The organism is bacterium, assembly GCA_040753085.1.
In the GTDB taxonomy this organism is placed as follows: domain Bacteria; phylum UBA9089; class JASEGY01; order JASEGY01; family JASEGY01; genus JASEGY01.
The window spans coordinates 1-3,435 of the sequence record JBFMHI010000214.1 but is presented as its reverse complement, the minus strand read 5'-3'; the positions used below and the strand labels follow the sequence as shown (position 1 = coordinate 3,435).

Annotated in this window: 2 protein-coding genes; both read left to right on the top strand. The window is 50.3% G+C overall.

Translation table 11 applies throughout. The annotated features are described in order from the left end of the window. Nucleotides 1–520 precede the first annotated feature (520 nt). On the top strand, nt 521–1,771 hold the full coding sequence (xseA, locus tag AB1797_13645) for an exodeoxyribonuclease VII large subunit (protein MEW5768629.1): 1,251 nt from the start codon (nt 521–523) through the stop codon (nt 1,769–1,771). A 235-nt stretch (nt 1,772–2,006) separates the two neighbouring features. Next, nucleotides 2,007–3,284: a 3-phosphoshikimate 1-carboxyvinyltransferase gene (gene aroA / locus AB1797_13640; GenBank protein MEW5768628.1), complete on the top strand. Its 1,278-nt coding sequence runs from the start codon at nt 2,007–2,009 to the stop codon at nt 3,282–3,284. Nucleotides 3,285–3,435 lie beyond the last annotated feature (151 nt).

Sequence of the window (3,435 nt, the reverse complement as noted above, 5' to 3'; positions counted from 1 at the left end):
ATTTTCTGTCCTGAATTATATTGTTCTGAGTAACTACTCAAAACTAAGATAAGCAGTTAGTTGGGAGACAAAGCAAAATTCCCTCTCCCTTGATGGGAGAGGGATAGGGTGAGGGTGAAATGGGCGGACAATATTATTACTCTTGCTAAAAACCTTAGAAAAAGAGCTACCACCCTCCCCTAACCCCTCCCATCAAGAGCTTATCCTTACCCACATCTTTTAAAAACCACGAAGAACACGAAGGGCACGAAGATAAAACAAATCGGCATCGTTTCAAAATGCTGAAATAGCAGCTTTACACTTTTAGCAATTTTAGGCAATGTGTGCAGCAAACATAAACAGCCTTTTCCCGCTCTGAAAGCCAGTTTGGGACTTTTTTGTGTTCCGGTTGGAGAACAAAAAGTGTAAACCGATCTCTCCCTTCTCAAGTAGCGATTTGAAACGATGCCTGATTTTGAGTAGATACTGTTCTGATTATAATTGACAACCGTTTAGAAATGTGATAGCATTTTAGCCGGCTATGAAGATATCTTTATTTGATAATGGAGAACAAATCTATACGGTAAGCGAAATCACCGCCAGGATTAAAAGGTCTCTGGAAGAGAATTTTCCTTGTCTCTGGGTAAAAGGGGAGATTTCAAATTTGGCTAAGCCCCATTCGGGACATCTCTATTTTACCCTCAAGGATGAAAGGGCGCAGCTCAGGGCCGTAATGTTCAAGGGAAGGCAGTTTGGACTGCGGATGGTGCCTAAGGATGGAATGAAGGTCCTGGCTTACGGAGGCTTGACGGTCTATGAACCGAGAGGGGATTACCAGCTCCTGGTGGAACACTTAGAGGAAATTGGTGTGGGGGCTCTTTATCTGGCCTTTGAAGAGTTGAAAAAACGTCTGGCTAAGGAAGGGCTCTTTGATGAGGCCCAGAAAAAACCACTTCCCAGGTTTCCCGGGCGGATTGGGGTGATCACTTCTCCTACGGGGGCGGCTATCCGCGACATCCTTAACGTGCTCAGGCGGCGATTTGAGGGCCTTGAGGTCTTTATTTATCCGGTATTAGTCCAGGGAGAAGAGGCCCCACCCCAAATTGTGGAAGCTATCAGTCAGATGAATCAATGGGGAAAGGTCGATGTCATCATCCTGGCCAGGGGAGGGGGATCAATCGAAGACCTCTGGGCCTTTAATGATGAAAGGGTGGCCAGGGCCGTCTATGCCTCGAAGATCCCGATTATTTCGGGGATAGGCCATGAAATAGATTTTACTATCGCTGACTTGGTGGCTGATCTTCGGGCGCCCACCCCATCGGCCGCGGCTGAGCTGGTTGTAGCCAGCAAGGATGAACTCAAGAACCTGATGGCATCACTTTCCCGGAGACTTAAGACCGGAATAAACGGCCTTATCCGGGAAAGCGAAGCCAGATTGAGCCGCTGCTTGAGTTCACCGGTGCTTACCCGCCCTTATGATCGGATTAATCAATACCAGCAGCGCCTGGATGATTTGGAGAGATACCTCACCACCTTTAGCCGGCATCAATTAGATGTCTCCCAAAACAGTCTTAAAAGCCTGGAAGACCGCCTGGATACCCTTAGCCCGATGGCCGCTCTTGATCGTGGTTACAGCATTACCTTTAAGCTGCCCGGCCAGGAAGTGGTTAGAGACCCTGCTCAGGTAGAAGTGGGCGGTAAGATAGGCGTCCGAGTCAGATACGGCTATCTGGAGGCAGAGGTTAGCCGTTGTAATTCGATTTCTCAAGGTAACTATTCAGCCACTGATTAACTGGATTAGTCCGGATAAAATAGAAATCAGTGTTTCATCCGTGTAAATCCGTGGCTGAATAGTTACTTCTCAAGTAACCGGCTTCTATAAAAATCTTGACAAGAAGTGCGTCTTGTGGTAACTTTCTAAATAAGTGATCATATGGCGGCCTCCTGCCGCCACCAAACAGTCCTCGAGGCTCGATGCTGGATCCAGCCTCGAGGCTCTTCTCGCGGACGATACAGGGGATAAGTCAATGAAGTTTATTTGTCGAAGATCACGACTTTGTGGAGAGGTGACGATTCCAGGGTCTAAATCGCACACCATTCGTGCCGTGGCTATTGCCGGCCTGGCAGAAGGGGAAAGCCGTATTTTGGCCCCCCTTCACTCCTACGATACCTTGGCCGCGGTGGAGGCCTATCGGAACTTAGGGGCGGTCATTGACCTAAAACCGGATATCTGGCATGTGATTGGCACTGGAGGAAGACTGAAGGCGCCTGATGATGTAATTAACGTCCAGAATTCGGGGACAAGTCTAAGGGTCGGCCTTGGATCTTGTGCGCTTCTTCAGGAAGGAATGGCCGTGTTAACCGGAGACGCCCAGATTCGTCGCCGACCGGCCGGGCCTTTGGCTAAATCCCTCAATGAACTGGGGGCTTCAGTCCGGTCAACCCGGGATAATGGCTGTGCGCCCTTTGTGGTTGAAGGCCGACTCAGGGGCGGGCAAACCTCTATTGAAGCCGTAACCAGTCAGTATGTGACCAGCTTATTAATCAATACCCCCCTAAGTGACGGAGATACCACGGTAAATGTCCCGGTGCTCAATGAACAGCCCTACATCCAAATGACTCTGGATTGGCTTAAGTGGCAGGGCATCAGATTAGAACACGATGAGATGCGTGAATTTCACATCCCGGGCGGGCAGCGCTACCAGACGGTTAATCGCCGCATTCCAGCCGATTTTTCTTCGGCTACCTTCTTCTTAGGGGCTGGCGCTCTGGGTGAAAATGAGGTGGTGCTTCGTGAACTGGATATGAACGATTCTCAGGGGGACAAGGCAGTGGTGGATTACCTTAGACAGATGGGGGCAGAAATAACCGTAGAGAAGGAACTAATTCGCGTCCGGGCTAAAGATCTTCAGGGAGTAGAATTAGATATGAATGCCACCCCGGATGCCTTACCTATGATGGCTGTCGTGGGCTGTTTTGCCCGGGGCACAACCACCCTGGCCAATGTGCCTCAAGCCAGAATCAAGGAGACTGACCGCCTCGCCGTGATGTGTCAGGAACTGTCCCGAATGGGCGCCCGGGTGCGGGAGTTAAAAGACGGTCTGGTGATCGAAGAAAGCAAACTTAAGGGGACAGAGGTGCACGGACACGATGACCATCGGGTGGTGATGGCCTTAGCCGTAGCCGGGCTTGCCTGTGAGGGTGAAACAGTCATCGACTCGGCCGAAGCCGTGGGGGTGACTTTCCCCACCTTCTTGGAATCTATGACCAGCCTGGGGGCAAGTTTAACTTATCAAGAAGAATAATAGTAAAACCGTTCAGCCACAGAGGCACACAGATGAAACACGGAAAATCCGTGAGCCGTGTCCGTGATTCGGGTCTGTCCTTAGGCTGTAGGGACAACCCTTGTGGTTGTCCGTCTACGGAACGGACATGGACAAGCACGGACAGGGACAA